Here is a 16,398-nt window from a genome sequence, read left to right as displayed (position 1 = left end):
GCGGTGGCCGCGCACCGGCCGCTGCGGGTGGTCCTGGCCGACGACTCCAGCTTCATGCGGGCGCTGGTCGGCCGCGCGCTGGCCGACGCCGGCTTCGACGTCGTCGGCCGCGCCCGCGACGGCCACGAGGCGCTGGCCCTCTGCCGCGAGCTGCGGCCCGACGTGCTGACCCTCGACCTGGCGATGCCGGGGCTCGGCGGGCTCGACGTGCTGCGGCGGATCGCCGGCGGCGACGGCGGCGGCACGCCGGTGGTGGTCGTCTCCGCCTTCTCGCCGGCCGACGGCGCTCGCGCGGTCGACGCGCTGACCGGGGGCGCCTTCGACCTGGTGCCGAAGCCCGAGGCCGGCGGCCTGGCCGCCTTCGCGCGCGAGCTGGCCGCGACGGTGCGGGCCGCCGCGGCCGGCGACGACCGTCCCGGCCCGGCGGCGCTGCCGGTGACCGTCCCCGCCGTCCGCCGGTCGCTGCCGACGACGGCCGGCGACCGCGACCCGGTGCTGGTCGTCGCCTGCTCGACCGGCGGCCCGCGGGCGCTGGCGACGCTGGTGCCGGCGCTGCCGCCGCGGGTCGGCGGCGGCGCGCTGGTGGTCCAGCACATGCCGGCCGGCTTCACCCGCTCGCTGGCCGAGCGGCTGGACCGCGGCGCCCGCGTCCGGGTCCGCGAGGCGGCCGACGGCGACCGGCTCGACCCGGCGACCGTGCTGGTCGCGCCCGGCGGCCGTCACCTGCGGCTCGACGGCGACGCCCTGCGGCTGGACGACGAGCCGCCGGTCGGCGGGCTGCGGCCACGGGCCGACCTGACGATCGCCGACGTCGCGCGCCGCCACGGCGAGCGGGTGCTGCTGGTGGTCCTGACCGGGATGGGCCGCGACGGCAGCGACGGCGCCCGCGCGGTCCGCCGCCACGGCGGCCGGGTGCTGGTCGAGGCCGCCGCCACCTGCACCGTCCACGGGATGCCGCGGGCCGTCGCCGAGGCGGGGCTGGCCGACGCCGAGCTGCCGATCGACGAGTTGGCCGCGACCGTCGCCACCGCCCTGCGGACGCCGGCGGTGGCGCGATGAGCACCGTCGAGGCCCGCCCCGACGACTACCTGGCCTTCTGCCGGGCGGTCGCGCGGCTCTGCGGGATCGACCTGACCCAGTACAAGCGGGCGCAGATGGAGCGGCGGATCCGCGGTCACGCCCGCCGCCGCGGCGCCGACGACCTGGACGGCTACCTACGGCTGCTGCGCCGCGACGGGGCCGAGCTGGACGGCTTCCTCGACCGGATCACGATCAACGTCTCCGAGCTGTGGCGGAACCCGGAGCAGTGGGCGGCGCTCGGCCGCGACGTGGTCCCGGAGCTGGCCCGCGCGGGGCGGATCCGGATCTGGAGCGCCGGCTGCTCGAACGGCGCCGAGGCCTACACCGCGCTCGCCGTCTGCCGCGACGCCGCGCCGGACGTGGGGGTCGAGGTCCGCGGGACCGACGTCGACCGGCGGGTGCTGGAGCAGGCCCGCCACGGCGCCTACCCGGCCACCGCCGCCCGCAGCGCTCCGCGGGCGGCGCTCGCCCGCCACTTCGAGCCCACGGCCGACGGCGGCTGGCGGGCCGGCCCGGCCCTGCGGGCCGGCGCCCGCTTCGACCAGGGCGACCTGCTGCGGATGGCCGTGCCGCGGGCCGCCTTCGACCTGGTCCTCTGCCGCAACACCGTCATCTACTTCACCGGCCCGGTCCGCGACGCGCTCCACGCGCGGCTGGCGACGGCGCTCCGTCCCGGTGGCCACCTGCTGGTCGGGGCCACCGAGCGGCTGGCCGATCCGGCCGCCGCCGGGGTCGAGCCGGTCGCCCCGTTCCTCTACCGCCGCCGCTGAGATGGACGCCGCCGAGTACCTCCCGCTCTTCCTCGCCGAGGCCCGCGAGCACCTGCAGGCGCTGAACCTGGCGATCGTGCGGCTGGAGGCCGACCCCCGCGACCGCGCGACGCTGGAGGAGATCTTCCGCGCCGCCCACTCGCTGAAGGGGATGAGCGCGACGATGGGCTTCGCCGCGATCGCCGCCCTGACCCACGAGGCGGAGAGCGTGCTGGAGCCGCTGCGCGACGGCGAGCGGACCGCGCCGGCGCCGCTGGTCGACGCGCTGCTGGCCGCGCTCGACGCGCTCGAGCGGGCGGTCGACGGGATCGAGGCCGACGGCGTCGAGCGGCTCGACCCGGCGCCGCTGGTCGCCGGCCTGCGGGCGGCGGTGGCCGGCGGGCCGGCCCCGACCGCGGCCGCCACGGCCCCGGCGACCGTGCCCGAGGACGGCCCGCCGCCCGCGGTCGTGGCCGCGGCCGCCGGCCGTCCGCTCTGGCGGCTGCGGGCGACGCTCGACCCGGCGACGGCGATGCCGAGCGTGCGCGCGTTCATGGTCCTCGCCGCCTGCGCCGAGCTCGGCGACGTGCTCGGCTCGACCCCGGCCGCCGACGCGGTCGACGGTTTCGCGGGCGGCACGGTCGAGGTCTGGCTGGCCGCCGACCCGCTCGACCCCGAGCTGGTCGACCGGACGGTCGGGGCGGTCGGCGACGTGGTCGCCGCGGTCGCCGAGCCGGTCGCCGCCCCGCTCCCCGCGCCGGCGCCCGCCGCCGACGCCCCGCCGACCCCGACCCCGACCCCGACCGCGACCGCGCCGCGGCGGGCGGCGACCGTCCGGGTCGACGCCGAGCGGCTCGACCAGCTGATGCACCGGATGGGCGAGCTGGTCGTCCACCGGACCCACGTCGAGGCGCTGGTGGCCGGCAGCGAGCAGCCCGAGCTGCGGACCGCGCTGCAGGACCTCCAGCGCTCCTCGCACGCCCTCCAGCAGCTGGTGATGCAGGTCCGGATGGTGCCGGTGGAGACGGTCTTCCTGCGCTTCCCGCGGCTGGTCCGCGACCTCGCCGGCCGGCTCGGCAAGCGGGTCGACCTGCGGCTGGTCGGCCAGGAGACCGAGCTCGACCGGACCGTCGTCGACGCGCTCGGCGACCCGCTCGTGCACCTGGTCCGCAACGCCCTCGACCACGGCCTGGAGCCGCCCGCGGCCCGCCGCGCCGCCGGCAAGCCGGAGACCGGCCGGCTGACGATCGCCGCCCGCCACCGGGGCGGCCAGGTGCTGATCGAGGTCGCCGACGACGGCCGTGGGATCGACGTCGCCGCGGTCGCCGCGCGGGCGGTCGAGCGCGGCCTGCTAGCCCCCGACCAGCGCGACCGGGTCGACCGCCGGGCCGCCGCCGAGCTGCTGTTCGCGCCCGGCTTCTCGACCGCCGCGGCGACCAGCGACATCTCCGGTCGCGGGGTCGGGATGGACGCCGTCCGGACCGCGATCGGCGAGCTCGGCGGCGACGTCGCGATCGACCCCGCCGCCGGCGCCGGGACGACGGTCGCGATCCGGCTGCCGCTGACGCTGGCGATCACCGCCGCGCTGCTGGTGACGATCGGCGGTTGCCCGTTCGCGCTGCCGCTCGACCGGGTCGAGCGGATCGTGCGGCTGGCCGACGAGAGCGTCCGCTCGGTCGCCGGCCGGCCGGTGCTGGTCGAGCGCGACGCGACCCTGCCGCTGGTCGACGGGGCCGCCGCCTTCGCCGTCCCCGACGCCGACGAGGCGCCGTTCGCGGTCGTCGTCCACGGTCGCGCCGGCCGCGCCGCGCTGACCGTCGGCGCGCTCGCCGGCCAGCACGAGCTGGTCACCCGGCCGCTGCCCGCGACCGCCGCCCAGGGGGTGGCCGTCGCCGGCGGGGCGGTGCTGGCCAGCGGCGAGATCGCGCTGATCGTCGACGCCGACGCGCTCACCACCGACGCCCATCCGGCGGCCGCCGCCGCCCTCGCCTGACGGAGCCCGATGCACCCGCCGACCTACACCGCGCTGCAGCTCGACGCCCTCGGCGAGCTGGCCAACATCGGCTCCGGCCAGGCCGCGACCGCGCTCGCCGCGATGCTCGGCCGGCCGGTCGACATCTCGATCCCCGAGGTCCGCGCGCTGGCCCTGGCCGACGCGGTCGACGCGCTCGGGCCGGGGGAGGAGCAGGTGACCGCGGTCGTGCTGCCGGTCCGCGGGGCGCTCGACGCCGCCGTGCTGCTGCTCTTCGGTCCCGCCGACGCCGACCGGATCGCCGGCCTGCTCGGGGTGCCGGCCGACGACCGCGCGCTGGCCGACTCGGCGATCGGCGAGGTCGGCAACGTGCTCGGCAGCACCTACCTGCGGGCGATCGCCGCGCTGGCCGGCGGCGACGTCGAGCCGGCCCCGCCGACGACCCTGGTCGACATGCGCGCGGCGCTGGTCGCCTCGGCGCTCGCCACCGGCCCGGCCGACTACGACGCGGCGATCGTGCTCGACTCGCAGCTGACCGTCGCCGGCGAGCAGTGCGAGCTGGCCTTCGTGCTGCTCTGCGGCAGCGCCGACGTCGCCCGGCTGCTGGCCCGGATCGGGCTCGGGGCGTGACGGAGACGATGGTGCGGATGGGCGAGGCGCGGACGGCCCGCGATCCCGGCGAGGTGCTCTGCAGCATCGGGCTCGGCAGCTGCGTCGGGCTCGTGCTGCTCGACGCCGGGCGGGCCGTCGCCGGGCTCGCCCACGTGGTGCTGCCGGCGGCGGCCGGCCACGCCGGCGCGGCCAGCAAGTTCGCCGACTCGGCGGTGCCGGCGCTGGCGGCGGCGGTCGCCGAGGCCGGCGGCCGGCGACGGGCGCTGCAGGCGGTGATCGTCGGCGGCGCGTCGATGTTCGCGCTGCGGCCGGGCGGCGCGCGGCTCGACGTCGGTGGCCGCAACGTGGCGGCGATCCGGACCGCGCTGGCCGCGGCGGCGATCCCGCTGCGGGCGGAGGACGTCGGCGGCAGGCGCGGGCGCACGCTGCGGGTCCGGGCCGGCGGTCCGGTGACGGTCCGCGGCGCGGGCGAGCCGGAGCGGGTGCTGTGGGCGGCGGCGGGAGCGCGGGCGTGAGCGAGGTGCTCTCCCAGGAGGCGATCAGCGCCCTGGTCGCGGCCGCCCGCAGCGGCGCGCTGGTCGGCGACGACGGCCCCGCGGGGCGCCGCGGCCGGCGCGCGCGGCGGGTCGACTTCAGCCGCCCGACGACCTTCGGCAGCGACCAGGTGCGGCGGCTCCAGCGGGCGCTGGACGCGTTCTGCCGCTCGGGGGCCACGCGGCTCTCGGCCGAGCTGCGGACCCCGGTCGAGCTGGAGGTGATCGACGTCGACCAGGTCGGCTGGTCGGGCGCCCACGGGGCGCTCCCGCGCGACGCGATCGGCGGCACGCTGGTGACCGGCGGGCGACGGGCGCTGCTGGCGGCCGAGCGGCCGTTCGTGCTGGCCGCGGTCGAGCGGCTGCTCGGCGGCGGCGACCGGGCCGCGGCCGGCGGCCGGCGGCTGGGCGAGATCGACTGGGCGCTCTGCCGGCTGGTGTTCGAGCTGGCCGTGGCCCAGCTGGCGCCGGTCTGGGAGGACCTCTGCGGGCTCGACCTGGCGCTGGCCGAGGTCGAGCCGACGACCGAGACCTCGCACCTGGCGCCGGTCAGCGAGCCGACGCTGGCGCTGACGATCGAGGCCCGGATGGCGCGTCGCTCCAGCACGCTGGTGCTGCTGGTGCCGTACCTGGCCGTCGCCGGCGTCGCCGATGCGCTCGCCGGCGGCGACCACGGGGCCGGCCACGACCCCGACGACGCCCGCGACGCCGACGCGGCGGTGCGGGCGGTCGACGTCGAGGTCCGGGCCGAGGTCGCCCGGATCCGGCTCGACCTCGGCCGGGTCGGGGCGCTGCGGCCCGGCGACCTGCTGCGGCTCGACGCGCCGGTCGCCGACGGGGTGCTCGTCTACGCCGACGACACCCCGGTCTTCCGGGCCGATCCGGGGCGGCTGGCCGCCCGCCGCGCGGTCCAGGTCGACGGCCGCTGGGAGGGCCCGCGGTGAGCGCCACCGCGACCGTCCTCCGCGAGCTGGCGGCGACCACCGCCGAGGCCGCGGCCAACGCCCTCCGCGCGTTCGCCCCCGACGACGTCGTGGTCGGCGGGCCGACGGTGCTGGAGCCCGACGCCCACCCGCTGACCGGGGCCGCCTTCCCGGCGGTCGCGACCGACGTCCAGTACGTCGACGGGGTCACCGGCGGCAACGTCTTCGTGATGACCCCGGCCGGCGCCTGGCGGCTGGCCCAGGCGATGATCGGCGGCCCCGCGGCGGCCGCGGCCGCGGTCCCCGACCGCCCGCTCGACGAGCTCGAGCGGTCGGCGGTCGGCGAGGCGATGAACCAGATGATGGCCGCCGCCGCCGCGGCGACCGCGGCGGTGCTGGCGACGGCGGTCGAGATCTCGCCGCCGCGGACCCGCGACCTGGCTGCGGCGCTCGACGCCGACGGCCTCTACGAGCTGGCCCCGCACGCGACGGCGGTCCCGGTCTCGGTGCTCGGCGAGCCGGCGCGGCTGGTGCAGCTGGTGCCGAGCGCCTTCGTCGTCCGGATGACCCGCGCGCTCGATGAGCGCGGCGCCGAGCTGCCGGCGGCCGACGCCGCGCCCGGCGTGGAGCAGCGCCACGGCGTCGGCCCGGCCGCGCTGCTCGACGTCGCGGTCGACGTCTGGGTCGAGCTGGGCCGGACGCGGATGCCCGCCGGGCGGATGGTCGCCGTCCCCGACGGCGGCGTGATCCCGCTCGACCGGCTGGCCGAGGACCCGGTCGACCTCTACGCCGGCGGCGCCCGGATCGGCCGCGGCCGGCTGGTGGTCGTCGACGGCAGCGAGTGGGCGATCCGGATCGAGAGCGTGCACGGCATCAACGACCCCCGAGGAACGGAGACCTGATGGCGCGAGTGCTCGTCGTCGACGACGCCGCCTTCATGCGCAAGATGATCGGCGACGTCCTGACCAGCGGCGGCCACGAGGTGGCCGGCGAGGCGGCCGACGGCAGTGCCGCCGTCGCCGCCTACCAGGAACTGCGGCCCGAGCTGGTGACGCTCGACATCACGATGCCGGAGAAGGACGGGCTCGACGCCCTCCGCGAGATCATCGCCATCGACCCCGGCGCGCGGGTGGTGATGTGCTCGGCGCTCGGCCAGGAGGCGCGGGTGCTGGAGTCGGTCCGGATCGGGGCCCGCGACTTCGTGATCAAGCCCTTCAGCCCCGAGCAGGTGCTGGGGGCGGTCGAGAAGGCGCTCGCCTGAGGCCGGCCGCGGACGTGCGGGCCCGTCGCTCAACTCGCCCGCCCCGCGGCCGATCGTAGGAGCGACCGCCCGGGCCGTCGGCCCGGATCCGCCCCCTCGGAGGCCCGCATGACCCGCGTCCGCAACCTGCCCCTCGCCGTCCGCCTCGGTGGCGCCTTCGCCCTCGTGGTGGTGGCGCTGGCGGTGGTGGCGGGGATCGCCGTGATCGAGCTGGCCCGGGCCCGCGACGAGCTGCGGACGGCCGGCGCCGACGCCGCGGCCGACAGCGCCGGCGGCACGATCGGGCTGCTGGTCGTGCTGGCGCTGGTCGCCGCCGCGGTCGCCGTCGCGGCCGCGGTCTGGGTCACGCGCAGCGTCACCCGGCCGATCGCCGAGCTGGCGGTGCGGATGCGGAGCCTCGCCGACCACTGCATGATCGGGCTCCGCAACGGGCTCGAGGCGCTGGCCCGCGCCGACCTCACCCAGGAGACCACGGCCGTCACGACCCCGGTCCCGGTCCACGGCGACGACGAGCTGGGCCGGGTCGCCGCGACCTTCAACGAGATGCTGGCCAGCGCCCAGGCCGGGATCGCCGCCTACGGCCAGGCCCGCGAGGAGCTGGCGGCGATGATCGGCCGGGTCTCCAGCAGCGCCGGCTCGGTCTCGTCCGCCTCGCAGCAGATGGCGGCGACCTCGGAGGAGGCCGGCCGCGCGGTGGCGGAGATCGCCGGTGCCGTCGGCGACGTCGCCCAGGGCGCCGAGCGCCAGTCGCAGATGGTCGACGGCTTCCGCGGCACGGTCAGCGCCGCCGCCGAGAGCGCCGCCGCGATGGCGGAGGAGGCGCGCGAGGCCGGCGACGCCGCCGGCCGCGCCCGCGGGGTCGCCGAGGAGGGCGTCGGATCGGCCGAGCGGGCGACCGCCGCGATCGAGGAGGTCGCCGCGTCGAGCGCCCGGATCACCGACGCGATCGCCGGCCTCTCGGCGAAGTCGGAGGAGATCGGCTCGATCGTCGAGACGATCACCGGGATCGCCGGCCAGACCAACCTGCTGGCGCTGAACGCCGCGATCGAGGCCGCCCGCGCCGGCGAGCAGGGCCGCGGCTTCGCGGTCGTCGCCGACGAGGTCCGCAAGCTCGCCGAGGGCAGCCAGGAGGCGGCCGAGGACATCGCCCGGCTGGTGGCCCAGATCCAGGCCGACACCCAGGGCGTCGTGGCCGTCGTCGAGGCCGGCGCCAGCCGCACCGGCGAGGGCGTCGAGACCGTCGCCGAGGCCCGCGCGGCCTTCCTGCGGATCGGCGACGCGGTCCGCGAGATGACCGACGGGATCGACCGGATCGCCGCCTCGGCGGTCGAGTTCGCCGCCCGCACCAGCGACGCCGGCGACCAGGTGGGGGAGATCGGCGCCGTCGCCGAGGCATCCTCGGCGTCGGCCGAGCAGGTCGCGGCCTCGACCGAGCAGACCAGCGCCTCGACCCAGGAGATCGCCGCCTCGGCCCAGGAGCTGGCCTCGACGGCGACCGAGCTGGAGCAGCTGGTCGACCGCTTCACCCTCGCCGCCCGCTGAGGCCGTGCCGCCGGCGATCCCGATCGACGACCGGACCTGGGCCGAGGTCGCCGCGCTGCTGCCGGCGCCGGCTCGCCGTCGGCACCACCCCGGCCGCCGGCGCCGCCACGACGACCGGGCAGTGCTGGAGGGGGTCCTGCACGTCCTCGCGACCGGCAGCGGCTGGGGCGACCTGCCGCAGGAGCTGGGCTGCGGGTCGGGCGTCACCTGCTGGCGGCGGCTGCGGGAGTGGGTCGCCTGCGGCGCCTGGCCGGCGGTCGAGGCGCGGCTGCGGCCGCGGATCGATCCCGCCGGCGCGATCGACTGGGAGCGGGCGCGTCCGGTCGCCGCGGCGTCCGCACCGCCGGCCGCGGCGGTCGTCGCGAGCGCGCCGCCGGCCCGCGAGCGGGCGCTGCGGCTGCCGTCGTCACCGGGGCCGCGGGCGGCCGCCGCCGACCGCTGGTCGTCGCCCTCCCGCGCCTGATCGCCGGCCATTGCGAAACGGCCTCAAGTTCCCGTTCGGCGGGCCGATCAACGCGGACGTCGGCGCCGCCGCCGCGCCCGCGATCCCGATGCCCCGCCGTCCCCGCCACCCGCCGCACCGCCGTGCCCGCCGCCCGCCGCGGGCGCGCCGCGCGCTCGGCCGCGCCACGCTGGCCGCGGCCAGCGCCCCGCTGCTGACGGCGGCGCTGGCGCGGGCCGCCGACGACCGCGGCGAGCGGACCCCGATCGACCTCGGCGACGGCGCCGACGCGGCCACCGGCCACGTCGGCTCCGGCGGTGGGCTGGCGCGCACGATCGTCGGCCTGCTGGTCGTGGTGGCGGTGATCTACGGGATCTCGTGGATCCTGCGCCAGGTCAAGCGCTCACGCGAGCAGCCGCTCGGCCAGGGGCTGACGTCGGTCGCCTCGCTGCCGCTGGCCCCCGGCGGCGCGCTGCACCTGGTGCGGGCCGGCGACGAGTACCTGCTGCTGGCCACCGGCTCGGGTGGCGCGACGACCGTCGCCCGCTACGACGCCGACGAGGCCCGCCGCCGCGGCCTGCTGCCCGAGGACGAGGACGACGACGGAGCGGGGCCGCCGCCAGCGGTCCGCCGCCGCGCGCCGCTCGACGAGCTGCTCGACCGCCTGCGCGCACGGACGGTGCGGCGATGACCGACAGCGGCAACGCGGTCCAGCTGCTGCTGCTCGTCGGATCGCTGTCGCTGGTCCCGGCGCTGCTCTTCTGCGTCACCAGCTTCACCCGGATCCTGATCGTGCTCGGGTTCGTGCGGGCCGGGCTCGGCACCCAGTCGACGCCGCCGAACCAGGTGCTGGTCGGGATCGCGCTCTTCCTGACCCTGTTCGTGATGGGCCCGACCTTCGACGAGGTCCGCAAGGACGCCGTCGCGCCGGCGATCGCGGGCAAGATCTCGACCGTCGAGGCGATCGACCGCGGGCAGGGGCCGCTGCGCGAGTTCATGTTCCGCCAGACGCGCACCAGCGACCTGCGGCTGTTCGTGCGGCTGGGCAAGGTCCGCCGCCCGCGGACCCGCGCCGACATCCCGACCCGGGTCCTGATCCCCGCCTTCGTGATCAGCGAGCTGAAGACGGCGTTCCAGATCGGCTTCCTGATCTTCCTGCCGTTCCTGGTCATCGATCTGGTCGTCTCGGCGACCCTGATGAGCCTCGGCATGATCATGCTGCCGCCGGTCTTCATCTCGCTGCCCTTCAAGATCCTGCTCTTCGTGCTGGTCGACGGGTGGGCGCTGATCACCCGCTCGCTGGTCCAGTCGTTCGCCTGAGCGGAGCCGCGACGTGAACCAGGACACGGCGGTCTCGATCACCACCGACGCGATGGAGCTGGCCTTCAAGCTCGGGGCGCCGCTGCTCGGAGCCGGGTTGGTGGTCGGGGTCCTGATCTCGATCTTCCAGGCCGTCACCCAGATCCAGGAGCAGAGCCTGCAGTTCATCCCGAAGCTGATCGTGGCCGGGGTGGTGCTGCTGATCGCCGGCCCTTGGATGCTCGACCAGCTGGTCGGCTGGGCGACCGAGCTGTACGGCTCGATCCCGATCATCGTGGGGGCCGGCGAGTGACCGCGCAGCAGGCGGTCGAGGCGCTGACCGGGCTGCAGCCGGCGGCGATCCTGCTGGTGATCGCGCGGATCAGCCCGCTGTTCCTGCTGGCGCCGCTGTTCTCGTCGAGCATGATCCCGCGGCGGGTGCGGGGGATCGTGGCGGTCGGGCTGGCGGTCGGGATCGCCCCGGTCGCGCTCGCCGGCGGCCGCGTGCCGACGGCGCCGCTGCCCTTCACCGAGCTGCTGGTCAAGGAGCTGCTGGTGGGGCTGGCGTTCGCGCTCGCGCTGGCCGCGCTGCTGGCCGGGCTGCAGGCGGCGGGGACGCTGATCGACCTCCAGATCGGGTTCGCGTTCGGGGCCCTCGTCGACCCCCTGACCGGGACCCAGGGGGCGGTCGTCAGCCAGCTCTACACGCTGCTCGGGGTGGCGATCCTGGTCGCGATCGGGGGCGACCAGTACATCGTCCAGGGGCTGGCGCGGACCTACGACCTGGTGCCGCTCGACGTCTTCCCCGACCTGCGGACGATGGTCGCCGGCAGCTTCCGCGCCTTCTCCCAGATCCTGGTCGCGGCGCTCGAGGTCGGCGCCCCGGTGCTGCTGGCGCTGGTCCTGACCGACGCCGCCTTCGGGATGGTCTCGCGGGTCGTCCCGCAGATGAACGTCTTCGCGGTCGGCTTCCCGGCCAAGGTCGTCGTCGGGCTGCTGCTGACGATCGCGACGCTGCCGTTCGCCGCCGGCTGGTTCGGCGACCGCCTGACCGAGAGCGTCGCCGCCGCGCTCCAGACCCTGCGGGTGGCGAGCTGATGGCCAGCGGCGAGGAGCGGACCGAGAAGGCCACCCCGCGCAAGCGCGAGGAGACCCGCGGCAAGGGCCAGGTGGCACGCTCGACCGACCTGACCGGGGCGGTGGTGCTGCTGGCCGGGCTGCTGGCGCTGTCGGTCGCCGGGCCGGGCGCCTTCGGGGCGCTCCAGGACGCGATGCGGGCCTCGTTCGCGCTGATCGGCCACGCCGACGGCGCGACCGCGCCCGAGGCGCTGCCGGGCCTGGCCACGGCCGCCGGCGCGGTGCTGGTGCGGGTGGTGGCGCCGGTCGCCGCCGCGGTGGCGGTCGCGGCGGTGGTGATCAACCTCGCCCAGGTCAACGTGAAGCTGACGCCGAAGGCGCTGAAGCCGGACTTCCGCAAGCTCGATCCGCTCCAGGGCGCCAAGAACCTGTTCGGCAAGAACGCGCTGGTCGAGACGCTGAAGGCGTTCGCCAAGATGCTCGTGATCGGGGTGGTGACGGCGCTGGTGCTGGTGCCGCGGATCGACGAGATCGCCGAGCTGACCGGCGTCGGCCCGCAGGTGCTGGCGGCGGCGATCGGCGACGGCGCGCTCGACATCGCCCTGCGGGCCGCGGCCGCCTACCTGGTGATCGGGGCGCTCGACCTGGTCTGGCAGCGGCGCCGGCACGAGAAGCAGATCCGGATGACGCGCCAGGAGGTGCGGATGGAGCAGCGCCAGCAGGACCTGCCGCCGGAGGTCCGGATGGCCCTCCGCCAGCGCCAGACCGACGCCGCCCGGCGGCGGATGATGGCCGACGTCGCGACCGCCGACGTGGTGATCGCCAACCCGACCCACGTCGCCGTCGCGCTCCGCTACGTGGCCGGGTCGTCGGCGCCGACCGTCGTCGCCAAGGGCCTCGACCTGGTCGCCCTGCGGATCCGCGAGCGGGCCCGCGAGCACGGGGTCGCGGTCGTCGAGGAGCCGCCGCTGGCCCGAGCCCTGCACCGCCAGGTCGAGGTCGGCCAGGCGATTCCCGAGCAGCTGTACCAGGCGGTCGCCGAGGTGCTGGCGTTCGTCTACCGGGTCGGCCGGAGGCGGGTCGCGTGAGCCGCGATCGGGGATCGCTGGAGCGGCTGCTGCGCCACAGCGACCTGCTGGCCGCAGTCGGGATCGTGGTCGTGGTGGCGATGCTGATCGTGCCGCTGCCGCCGATCCTGCTCGACCTGGCGATCACGGTCGACATCGCGCTGGCGATCGCGGTCGTGGTCGCGACGATGTACCTGGGGCGGGCGCTCGACCTCTCGATCTTCCCCAGCCTGCTGCTGCTGGCCACGATCTTCCGGCTGGCGATCAACGTCTCGGTGACGCGGCTGATCCTCTCCGGGGGCGACGCCGGCCAGGTGGTCCACGCCTTCGGCGACTTCGTCGTCGGCGGCAACCTGGTGGTCGGGCTGGTCGTCTTCCTGATCCTGGTCGTGATCCAGTTCGTGGTCGTCACCAACGGCGCCGGCCGCGTGGCCGAGGTCGCCGCCCGCTTCACGCTCGACGCGATGCCGGGCAAGCAGATGGCGATCGACGCCGACCTCAACTCGGGCCAGATCAGCGAGGACCAGGCGCGCGAGCGGCGGGCCGACATCGCCCGCGAGGCCGACTTCTACGGCGCGATGGACGGGGCCTCGAAGTTCGTCAAGGGCGACGCGATCGCCGCCGTCCTGATCACGCTGATCAACCTGCTGGGCGGGCTCGCGATCGGCGTCCTCTCGATGGGGATGTCGTTCGGCGACGCCGCCCACCGCTTCTCGCTGCTGACGATCGGCGACGGCCTGGCCGCCCAGGTGCCGGCGCTGCTGATCTCGGTCGCGACCGGCATCATCGTCACCCGCGCGGCCTCGGACGGCGACCTCGGCAGCGACATCGCCCACCAGATCCTCCGCCAGCGCAAGGCGCCGCTGGTGGCCGGGGCGCTGATCCTGGTGCTGGCGCTGGTGCCGGGGATGCCGAAGCTGCCGTTCCTGCTGGTCGGCGGCGGGCTGCTGGCCGTCGGCCTGGTGCTGCGCCGGCGGGCCCAGGAGGAGCAGCGGGCCGGCGCCGCCGCCGACGAGCAGGCCGCGGCGGCCGCGCTGCCGGCGCCCGAGGCCGGCGTCCGGACCGCGCCGCCCGACCCGCTCGAGCTGGCGATCGGCTACGGGCTGGTGGCGATGGTCGACCGCCGCGCCCAGGGCTCGCTGCTGTCGCGGATCTCGCACGTGCGGCGGCAGCTGGCGGGCGAGCTGGGGCTGGTGATCCCGCCGGTCCGGGTCCACGACGAGCCGGGCCTGGAGGCGCACGAGTACGTGATCCGCGTGCGCGGGGCCGAGGTCGCGCGCGGGCGGCTGCTGGGCGGCCACCACCTGGCGATGGATCCGGGCGACGCGGTCGGCGAGCTGGGCGGCGTGCCGACCACCGAGCCGGCCTTCGGCCTGCCGGCGACCTGGATCGTCGAGGACGCCCGCGGCGAGGCCGAGGCGCTCGGCTACACGGTGGTCGACGGCGAGTCGGTCGTCGTCACCCACCTGACCGAGCAGCTACGGGCCCACGCCGGCGAGCTGCTGACCCGTCAGGACGTCCGCGAGCTGCTCGACGGCCTGAAGGAGACCAACGCCGCCGTCGTCGACGAGGTGGTGGGCGAGGCCCTGACCCTCGGCGAGATCCAGCGCGTGCTCCAGCAGCTGCTGGCCGAGGGCGTCTCGATCCGCGACCTCGGGGCGATCCTCGAGGCGATCGGCGACCGCGCCCGCGTCACCCGCGACCCCGAGGTGCTGGCCGAGCACGCCCGCCAGGCCCTCGCCCGCCAGATCACCGCCCCGCACCTGGACCTGGAGCGGCGGCTGCCGGCGCTGGCGCTCGACCCGACGGTCGAGCAGGAGGTCGCCGGCGCGATCGTCCAGACCCCGGACGGCGAGTACCTGGCGATGGATCCCGCCCGCGCCCAGGCCCTGGTCGGGGCGCTGCGGGCCGAGAGCGACCAGGCCGCCAACCGCGGCGTCCACCCCGTCCTGCTCTGCTCGACCCGCGTCCGCCGCCACCTGCGGCGGCTGGTCGCGCAGGCCCTTCCGCAGCTCCCGGTCTGCTCGTACAACGAGATCGGACCGGGCATCCACGTCGAGACCGTCGGAGTGATCGACCCGTGACCGAGCGCCTGTCCCTGCCCTCCCTGTCGCCGCTGCCGTCACCGTCGGCGGCGGCCGAGCCCGCGCCCGCACCCGCCGGCCCGCCGCTGGCCCCCGGCGCCCGCCGCTACCGCGGGCGGTCGCTGGAGGAGCTGCTGCCGCGGATCCGCCGCGAGCTGGGCGACGACGCCGTCGTCCTCCGCCGCCGCGAGGGGCTGGCCGGCGGCGTCGGCGGCTTCTTCCAGCAGCGGTTCGTCGAGGTCGAGGCGGCGCCGCCCGGGACCACCGTCGACGTCTACGACGAGCCGCCGGTGGCGGCCGCCGCCGCGGAGGCGGGCGGCTCGCGGGGGCTGGCGGCCGAGGACGGCCTGGCCTTCCTGGCCCACCTGGCCGCGGCCCGCGGGGCCCGCCCGCTGGCGCCGCCGGAGACCCGCGACGCGGTCGCGGCAACGGCGGGGGAGGCGGCGACGGCGGGGGAGGCGGCGACGGCGGGGGAGGAGGCGACGGCGGGGGAGGAGGCGACGGCGGTCGCGGTCGCGGCGGAAGCGGCCCCGCCCGCCGACGCCGCCCCGCTCGACCAGCCGCGGCGCCCGGCCGTCGCCCGCCGCGCCCCGGTCCGCCGGCCCGCGCCCGAGCGCGCCACCGCCCGGCCGACGGTCGACGCCGACGTCGTCGAGTACGCCCTGGTCGCCCGCGGGCTGCCCGCCCCGCTGGCCCGCGACGTCGTCGCCGAGGCCCAGGTCCAGGGGCGGCCGCTCGATCCCGGCGGCCGCCTCGACCGTCCGGTGCGGGCGCTGCTGGCCGCGCGGCTGGCGCGGATGGCGCCCCGCCGCGACGTCGTCACCGTCGCCGTCGTCGGCAGCGCCGATAGCGGCGGGGGCACCGCCGTCGCCCAGCTGGCCCGCGCCCACGGCGCCGCCGGCCCCGACGCGCTGGCCGTCGCGCTGCGGCCGGCCGACGGCGGCGTCGGCCTGGCGACCGCGCTGGCCGGCGCGACCCCGCTGGTCGTCGCCCGCGACGGCACCGCGGTCGCCACCGCCGTCGCCGCCCAGCGGCCGGCGATCTGCCTGGTCGACGCGACCGGCCCGGCGCTCGACGACCCCGACGCCCTCGACGGCCTCCGGATCGCGCTCGAGCAGGCCGAGGTCGACGAGGTCCACCTGGCGCTGCCGGCGCGGGCCGAGTCGGCCGTCGGCGCGCGGGTGGTCGACGCGCTCGAGGTGCTGGTGCCCGACGCGCTGCTGCTGACCGAGGTCGCTCCCGACGGCCGGCCCGGCGCTGCGATCGGGCTGGCGATCGAGCACGACCTGCCCTTCGGCTACCTCTCGCGACCCGCGGGCATCGCCCTCGCCGACCCGGCGCGGCTGGCGCGCCTGCTGCTGCCGTGAGCGCCCGCGCCACGCCCGACGCGTCCCACCGGCGCCCGTCCGGCCCGGTCGTCGGCGGCGGCCCGCGGCGCCCGCGGCGGGTGGGGGAGCGGCCCGACGGACGGACCGTCTGCGTCGCCGACCACCCGCGGGTCGCGGCGCGGGTCCGGCGGGCGACGGCCTGGGGCGCGCTGGCCGCCTTCCTGCTCGTGGCGCTGGTCTCGGCACGGGCCGGGGCGCCGCCGTTCGAGGTCGGCGTGCGGGCGCTGGCGGCGGCCGCGATCGGCTGGCTGGTCTGCTGGGCCGCGGCGGTCCAGGTCGGCCGGGCGGTGGTCCGGGCCGAGGTCGACGCGCTCCGCCGCGAGCGGCTGGAGCAGGCGCCGGACGAGGGCTGAGCGGCGGCCTCAAGTC

The 16,398-nt window shown here is 77.6% G+C and carries 18 protein-coding genes; all 18 read left to right on the top strand.

Annotation, left to right across the window (positions count from 1 at the left end):
• Window positions 1–3 precede the first annotated feature (3 nt).
• The 18 genes from cheB to SH587_RS05750 all read left to right on the top strand — a co-directional run bounded on the left by cheB (window position 4) and on the right by SH587_RS05750 (window position 16,382).
• Entirely contained in the window at window positions 4–1,059 is a 1,056-nt protein-coding gene (gene cheB / locus SH587_RS05835) for a chemotaxis-specific protein-glutamate methyltransferase CheB (protein ID WP_320669637.1), read from the top strand.
• Complete coding sequence (locus SH587_RS05830) at window positions 1,056–1,850, top strand: CheR family methyltransferase (protein WP_320669636.1); 795 nt, start codon at window positions 1,056–1,058, stop codon at window positions 1,848–1,850. The genes cheB and SH587_RS05830 overlap by 4 nt, the downstream gene beginning before the upstream one ends.
• 1 nt (window position 1,851) lies before the next feature.
• Window positions 1,852–3,822 carry a chemotaxis protein CheA gene (locus tag SH587_RS05825; protein ID WP_320669635.1) on the top strand — a complete coding sequence of 657 codons (1,971 nt, stop codon included), beginning with the start codon at window positions 1,852–1,854 and terminating at the stop codon, window positions 3,820–3,822.
• 9 nt (window positions 3,823–3,831) lie between these two features.
• Window positions 3,832–4,431 (top strand): chemotaxis protein CheC, encoded by a 600-nt coding sequence (locus tag SH587_RS05820; protein WP_320669634.1) that lies wholly within the window; start codon window positions 3,832–3,834, stop codon window positions 4,429–4,431.
• Window positions 4,428–4,928 (top strand): hypothetical protein, encoded by a 501-nt coding sequence (locus SH587_RS05815; RefSeq protein ID WP_320669633.1) that lies wholly within the window; start codon window positions 4,428–4,430, stop codon window positions 4,926–4,928. Before SH587_RS05820 ends, SH587_RS05815 begins: the two co-directional genes overlap by 4 nt.
• Window positions 4,925–5,890: a FliM/FliN family flagellar motor switch protein gene (locus SH587_RS05810; protein ID WP_320669632.1), complete on the top strand. Its 966-nt coding sequence runs from the start codon at window positions 4,925–4,927 to the stop codon at window positions 5,888–5,890. Before SH587_RS05815 ends, SH587_RS05810 begins: the two co-directional genes overlap by 4 nt.
• The gene (locus tag SH587_RS05805; RefSeq protein WP_320669631.1) at window positions 5,887–6,771 is read left to right on the top strand and encodes a FliM/FliN family flagellar motor switch protein; all 885 of its coding nucleotides are present in this window, start codon (window positions 5,887–5,889) and stop codon (window positions 6,769–6,771) included. Before SH587_RS05810 ends, SH587_RS05805 begins: the two co-directional genes overlap by 4 nt.
• Window positions 6,771–7,130, top strand: a complete 360-nt coding sequence (locus tag SH587_RS05800; RefSeq protein ID WP_375341736.1) for a response regulator — start codon at window positions 6,771–6,773, stop codon at window positions 7,128–7,130. The genes SH587_RS05805 and SH587_RS05800 overlap by 1 nt, the downstream gene beginning before the upstream one ends.
• Before the next feature lie 108 nt (window positions 7,131–7,238).
• Window positions 7,239–8,672: a methyl-accepting chemotaxis protein gene (locus SH587_RS05795; RefSeq protein WP_320669630.1), complete on the top strand. Its 1,434-nt coding sequence runs from the start codon at window positions 7,239–7,241 to the stop codon at window positions 8,670–8,672.
• 4 nt (window positions 8,673–8,676) lie between these two features.
• Window positions 8,677–9,135, top strand: a complete 459-nt coding sequence (locus SH587_RS24615; protein WP_375341735.1) for a transposase — start codon at window positions 8,677–8,679, stop codon at window positions 9,133–9,135.
• 88 nt (window positions 9,136–9,223) lie between these two features.
• Window positions 9,224–9,805: a FliO/MopB family protein gene (locus SH587_RS05785; RefSeq protein ID WP_320669629.1), complete on the top strand. Its 582-nt coding sequence runs from the start codon at window positions 9,224–9,226 to the stop codon at window positions 9,803–9,805.
• Complete coding sequence (gene fliP / locus SH587_RS05780) at window positions 9,802–10,434, top strand: flagellar type III secretion system pore protein FliP (RefSeq protein WP_320669628.1); 633 nt, start codon at window positions 9,802–9,804, stop codon at window positions 10,432–10,434. The genes SH587_RS05785 and fliP overlap by 4 nt, the downstream gene beginning before the upstream one ends.
• Window positions 10,435–10,447: 13 nt before the next feature.
• Entirely contained in the window at window positions 10,448–10,726 is a 279-nt protein-coding gene (gene fliQ, locus SH587_RS05775; RefSeq protein WP_320669627.1) for a flagellar biosynthesis protein FliQ, read from the top strand.
• Window positions 10,723–11,511 (top strand): flagellar biosynthetic protein FliR, encoded by a 789-nt coding sequence (gene fliR / locus SH587_RS05770; RefSeq protein ID WP_320669626.1) that lies wholly within the window; start codon window positions 10,723–10,725, stop codon window positions 11,509–11,511. The genes fliQ and fliR overlap by 4 nt, the downstream gene beginning before the upstream one ends.
• Window positions 11,511–12,578, top strand: a complete 1,068-nt coding sequence (flhB, locus tag SH587_RS05765) for a flagellar biosynthesis protein FlhB (RefSeq protein WP_320669625.1) — start codon at window positions 11,511–11,513, stop codon at window positions 12,576–12,578. Before fliR ends, flhB begins: the two co-directional genes overlap by 1 nt.
• A complete protein-coding gene (gene flhA, locus SH587_RS05760) occupies window positions 12,575–14,641 on the top strand; it encodes a flagellar biosynthesis protein FlhA (RefSeq protein ID WP_320669624.1) in 2,067 nt (688 codons plus the stop codon). Before flhB ends, flhA begins: the two co-directional genes overlap by 4 nt.
• Window positions 14,638–16,008, top strand: a complete 1,371-nt coding sequence (locus SH587_RS05755; RefSeq protein ID WP_320669623.1) for a hypothetical protein — start codon at window positions 14,638–14,640, stop codon at window positions 16,006–16,008. The genes flhA and SH587_RS05755 overlap by 4 nt, the downstream gene beginning before the upstream one ends.
• Window positions 16,005–16,382, top strand: a complete 378-nt coding sequence (locus SH587_RS05750; RefSeq protein ID WP_320669622.1) for a hypothetical protein — start codon at window positions 16,005–16,007, stop codon at window positions 16,380–16,382. The genes SH587_RS05755 and SH587_RS05750 overlap by 4 nt, the downstream gene beginning before the upstream one ends.
• The last annotated feature ends 16 nt before the right edge of the window (window positions 16,383–16,398 follow it).

Origin of the sequence: Patulibacter defluvii, from assembly GCF_034096925.1 — a bacterium.
GTDB classification, from domain to species: Bacteria; Actinomycetota; Thermoleophilia; order Solirubrobacterales; family Solirubrobacteraceae; genus Patulibacter; species Patulibacter defluvii.
This window is presented reverse-complemented; position numbering and strand designations above follow the sequence as displayed.

Coding starts and splice junctions, on each gene's coding strand:
- SH587_RS05785 (WP_320669629.1), top strand. CDS start 9,224: ATGCCCCGCCGTCCCCGCCACCCGCCGCACCGCCGTGCCCGCCGCCCG.
- SH587_RS05825 (WP_320669635.1), top strand. CDS start 1,852: ATGGACGCCGCCGAGTACCTCCCGCTCTTCCTCGCCGAGGCCCGCGAG.
- SH587_RS05820 (WP_320669634.1), top strand. CDS start 3,832: ATGCACCCGCCGACCTACACCGCGCTGCAGCTCGACGCCCTCGGCGAG.
- flhB (WP_320669625.1), top strand. CDS start 11,511: ATGGCCAGCGGCGAGGAGCGGACCGAGAAGGCCACCCCGCGCAAGCGC.
- SH587_RS05800 (WP_375341736.1), top strand. CDS start 6,771: ATGGCGCGAGTGCTCGTCGTCGACGACGCCGCCTTCATGCGCAAGATG.
- SH587_RS05795 (WP_320669630.1), top strand. CDS start 7,239: ATGACCCGCGTCCGCAACCTGCCCCTCGCCGTCCGCCTCGGTGGCGCC.
- fliP (WP_320669628.1), top strand. CDS start 9,802: ATGACCGACAGCGGCAACGCGGTCCAGCTGCTGCTGCTCGTCGGATCG.
- SH587_RS05830 (WP_320669636.1), top strand. CDS start 1,056: ATGAGCACCGTCGAGGCCCGCCCCGACGACTACCTGGCCTTCTGCCGG.